Raw genomic sequence first — 4,493 nt, 5'->3', positions numbered from 1 at the left:
GCCGGGCCGCGACGGTGGCGAAGTTGCGGTAGTAGCCGGCGGCGGCGCGGGCGAGGCGGTCCATGAGCTGGACCGTGTCGGGGCCGGTGGCCGTGCCGGGAGCCGTGTCGGCGGCGGTGGCGGGCGGGGCAGGGGTGCGGGTCATGGGACCAGTGTAGGCGGCATTACTTGACATCCTCAATTATTGAGGCCTACCGTCTAGACATTGCTTGATGACCTAAACCATCGAGCCAGTGAAAACTTCTCGCTCAGGAGTACCACCATGAAGGCCATCACCTACCGCAGCTACGGCGGACCGGACGTCCTGGAGTACGGCGACATACCCGAGCCCAAGCTCGGCCCGGACGCCGTCCTGGTCCGGGTGGCGGCGGCCTCGGTGAACCCCGTCGACTGGAAGATCCAGGGCGGCTACCTCGACGCCGTACTGGACGTCGTCTTCCCGGTCATCCCCGGCTGGGACGTCGCCGGCGTGGTCGAGAAGGTCGGCGTCGGCGTCACCGAGTTCACCCCGGGCGACGAGGTGATCGGCTACGTCCGCGAGGACATGGTCCGCCGCGGCACCTTCGCCGAGTACGTCGCCGCGCCCGTGCGCACCCTCGCCCGCAAGCCCGCCAACCTCGACTTCGCCCAGGCCGCCGGCCTGCCGCTGGCCGGCCTCACCGCCTACCAGGCACTGACCCGCGCCCTGGAGGTCAAGCCGGGCGAGACCGTGCTGGTCCACGCCGCCGCCGGCGGGGTCGGCTCACTCGCCGTCCAGATCGCGGTCGCGCTCGGCGCCCGGGTGATCGGCACGGCCGGCGAGCACAACCACGCCTACCTGCGCTCCCTCGGCGCCGAGCCGGTGACCTACGGCGACGGCCTGGCCGACCGGGTCCGCACCCTCGCACCGGAGGGCGTGGACGCCGTGCTCGACCTGATCGGCGGCGAGGCCCTGCAGCTGTCGCCCGCCCTGCTCGCCGACGGCGGCCGCCTCGCCTCCGTCGCCGACGGCGCCGTCCTCGCCCTCGGCGGCCACTACGTCTTCGTCCGGCCAGACACCGCCGACCTCACGGCCCTCGCCGACCTCGCCGAAAGCGGCCGGCTCACCGTCGAGGTCGCCGCGACCTTCCCGCTGGAACAGGCCGCCGACGCCCAGCGCCTGAACGCCACCGGCCACACCCGCGGCAAGATCGTCGTCACCGTGCCCTGACCGGCGAACCCGACCACCCCCTCGCGCCGGCGGCCACCCCGCCGGCCAAGCCGGCCTCCCCGGAAGGATCCCGCCGTGTCCCTCGTCGTCATCGCCGACTGGCTCGCCGACACCGGCGCCGAGCAGCGCGTCGCCGACCTGCTGCCCGCCGTCACCGAAGCCGCGCTCGCCGAACCGGGGGTGCTCTCCTTCCGGGTCGTCCGCTCACTGCGCGACCAGGGGGCCTTCGTCGTCTTCGCCGAGTACGAGGACGAGGAGGCCCTGGCCGCCCACCGGGAGAGCACGCCGTACCAGCACCTCGTCCTGGACGGCATCACCCCGCTGCTCATCGACCGGCAGGCGGAGGCCTACGCCGCCGTATGACGCGCGGCGGGGCCGGGCCGGGGCCCGGCCGCTGTCCGGCCTTGGCGGCGTCCGGCTCCGGAGGGCCCTACGGCGTCAGCCCACCCGTGCAGGCCGCCCCGGGCTCCTGCGTCTGCGGTCCCTGGACGTAGTGGGCGAGGAAGGCGTCGACGCGGGGATCGCTGGCGCTGTCCACGACCAGCTGGGTGCTCCAGGCGGTGAGGGTGATCGTCCCCTGCTCGCCGGGGTAGGGGCTCATGAAGGTGTAGGGCTTGCCCTGGACCTTGCCCGCGAGCGCCTCGATGTCGGCCGGCGACGCCTTCTCGTTGTAGGTGATCCAGACCGCGCCGTGCTCCAGGGAATGGACGGCGTTCTCGTTCGGGACGGGCTTGGTGTAGACGTCACCGTTGCAGTTGAGCCAGACCGGATTGTGGTCCCCGCCCACGGGTGGCGTCTCCGGGTAGGCCACCGGGGTCTGGACGTGGGTCCGGCCCAGCGTGCCGAAGGTCTGGACCCCGGCGATCGGGGCCTGGTTCTTGCCCCCGCTGTCCGTGGCGGCGGTGACGGCCCAGATGCCGCCCGCCAGGACACCGGCGAGGATGATGCCCGCGGATATCGAGTACACGATCTTCCGCCGGCGCCTGCGGTGCTCCTCCTCGCGGCGCATGGCCTCGATGTTCGTGCGACGGGTATCGAACTGCTTCCTGGGATCAGCCATGGCCGGCATCACTCCCCTCGCCGCACACGGACGTACGACGTTCACCTCCAGTGTGGCCGCCCTGCCCTGGCATCGCCCGGCAGATGGCGCCGGCCGACCGTGATCACGCAGCGCCACCACCGACGACGGGACGGCGCCGCTCTCCCGCAGACCCCTTCGGGGGTGGTGAGGGCGGGTTGCACCGGCCCTCACCACTCCCGGAACCGCGCGCCTCAGCCGTCGGCCACGGTGCGGTCGAGAAGGGGCAGCAGACGGTCCCAGTGACGCTGCAGTGCAGCGGGGTCGAAGGCATCGGTGTCGGACATGGTGAAGCCGTGGACGGTGCCGGGGTAGATCTCGGAGCTGTGGCCGACACCTGCGGCGTCCAGGGCCCGGTTGAGCTCGCCGAGGGCCTCGGGCGTCAGGTCGCCCTCGGCGTGGCCGAGGTGGACCTCGGCGGTGAGCGTGGAGAAGAGGCCGGGCCCGTCCGCACCCACGGGGCCGTGGAACGCGGCGACGGCGGCCACCCGGCCGGGGTGGGCCGCGGCGGTGCGCATCGCCAGGAGGCCGCCGATGCAGTAACCGGTCACCGCGACCGGTCCGGCACCGACCTCGGGCCGGGTGGTGAGGAACCCGAGGTAGGCGTCGGCGTCGCTCAGGACGCGCTCGGGGGTGTGCGCCTCGATCAAGGGCATCAGCCGGGCGAAGACCGCGGGCCGGGCCTCTTCTCCGATGTACTCGGGAAGCTCGATCACCGGTGCCGGGCCGTGCCGGTAGAAGAGGTTGGGGACGAGCACGTAGTAGCCGTGCCCGGCCAGTTCGCGGGCCATCTCCCGCAGCACCGGCCGGGGCCCGAAGCCGTCCGGGTACATCAGCACCCCCGGGTGCCGACCGCCGCCGTCGGGAAAGGCGGCGAACGCGTCGGCCCGGCCGTCGGCGGTGGGAATCCGCAGCATGGTGGTGGGCATGAGTCTCCTGTCGTGGTTGACGTGTCGAGTCCGTGGTCAACACGACGGAGGCGGAGACCGTGCAGCAGTGCGACGGCCTCCCGACAACGGGCCGAAGCCGGCCCGTGGGGCGCTCAGCGGAGCACCGGGTCACCGATCCGTGTGTGGCGCAAGGCCGTCCCGGTCGTCATGACCGGACACCGTAGTCCACCGGCCGGCACCGATGCCAGCCTCCCTGGCCACAGTGCCGATGTGAGGGACCGTCATCCCGACCCGGAGAGGCCCGGGTCAGGGCCGGCCGACAGCGACGCAGATCACCAGTTGACCGCCTTCAGGGAACCTGCGGCGCTCGGTACCCTGAGCGCCGGCACTGCATAGTTACCGGCCAGTAACTCTCGAACTCCCGCCCTCGCAGGCTGGATTGAGGAGTCCTCATGCAACTCACCGCGATCGTCGTCTCGTCGGCACTCGCCGTCATCGGTGTGGCGCTGTTCGGCCGGGCCTTCGTCCGGATCCTCCGGTTCATCCGGCTCGGTCAGAGCCTCCCGGCGGGCAGCCGCACCGACGACCGGGCCGCGCGGACGGCAACGGTGCTCAGGGAGTTCCTCGGCCACACCCGGATGAACCGGTGGAAGGCGGTCGGTGTGGCGCACTGGTTCGTCGCCATCGCCTTCTTCTCCCTGGTACTCACCCTGGCGGAGGCGTTCGGCCAGCTCTTCGACGCCGGGTTCGCGCTGCCGGTCGTCGGCCACTGGCCGCCGTACGAGCTGGCCGTCGAGTTCCTGGTCGCGGCGATGACCTCCGGCATCCTGGTGCTCATCGGCATCCGCCGGCTCAGCCACCCGAGGCGGCCCGGCCGCAAGTCCCGGTTCGCCGGATCGAACATGGGCCAGGCGTACTTCGTCGAGACCGTCATCCTCGTCATCGGCGTCTGCGACCTGACGCTGGGCGGCCTGAAGGGCGCGCTCCTCCACGTCGACCACTACGAGGCCGCGCAGTTCGCGTCCTACCCCGTGGTCCTCGCCTTCAGGGGGCTGAGCACCGGCACCCTGGAGAACCTCACCTACCTGTTCGCGGGGCTCAAGCTCGCGACGTCCTTCACCTGGATGATCACGGTCTCGCTCAACACCGACATGGGCGTCGCCTGGCACCGCTTCCTGGCGTTCCCCAACATCTGGTTCAAGCGCGAGGCCCGCGGCGGCGTGGCCCTGGGCGCCTTGCAGCCGATGACCAGCGGTGGTCAGCCGATCGACTTCGAGGACCCGGCCGACGACGCCGTGTTCGGCGTCTCCCAGGTCGAGCACTTCTCCTGGAAGGG

4 protein-coding genes and 1 pseudogene are annotated in these 4,493 nt (G+C 71.8%); 3 read left to right on the top strand and 2 right to left on the bottom strand.

Annotated elements, in window-relative coordinates; translation table 11 throughout:
• Positions 1-262 precede the first annotated feature (262 nt).
• Positions 263-1,189 (top strand): NADP-dependent oxidoreductase, encoded by a 927-nt coding sequence (locus tag ABZ885_RS36020; RefSeq protein WP_360198491.1) that lies wholly within the window; start codon positions 263-265, stop codon positions 1,187-1,189.
• Positions 1,190-1,264: 75 nt separating this feature from the next.
• Positions 1,265-1,552 (top strand): antibiotic biosynthesis monooxygenase family protein, encoded by a 288-nt coding sequence (locus ABZ885_RS36015; protein WP_360198488.1) that lies wholly within the window; start codon positions 1,265-1,267, stop codon positions 1,550-1,552.
• Between the two features lie 67 nt (positions 1,553-1,619).
• Here ABZ885_RS36015 and ABZ885_RS36010 read toward each other — a convergent pair whose 3' ends face one another.
• Both ABZ885_RS36010 and ABZ885_RS36005 read right to left on the bottom strand, forming a co-directional pair.
• Positions 1,620-2,249 (bottom strand): DUF3105 domain-containing protein, encoded by a 630-nt coding sequence (locus ABZ885_RS36010; RefSeq protein ID WP_360198485.1) that lies wholly within the window; start codon positions 2,247-2,249, stop codon positions 1,620-1,622.
• 212 nt (positions 2,250-2,461) lie between these two features.
• Positions 2,462-3,196: a dienelactone hydrolase family protein gene (locus ABZ885_RS36005; protein ID WP_360198482.1), complete on the bottom strand. Its 735-nt coding sequence runs from the start codon at positions 3,194-3,196 to the stop codon at positions 2,462-2,464.
• Positions 3,197-3,609: 413 nt separating this feature from the next.
• Between ABZ885_RS36005 and ABZ885_RS36000 the strand changes: the two are divergent.
• Positions 3,610-4,493, top strand: a pseudogene (locus ABZ885_RS36000) (Fe-S oxidoreductase); the annotation flags it as partial.

This window comes from Kitasatospora sp. NPDC047058, assembly GCF_040643935.1.
In the GTDB taxonomy this organism is placed as follows: Bacteria; Actinomycetota; Actinomycetes; order Streptomycetales; family Streptomycetaceae; genus Kitasatospora.
Note: the sequence above shows the minus strand (reverse complement) of the source record. Positions and strands in the feature narration are given on the sequence as shown.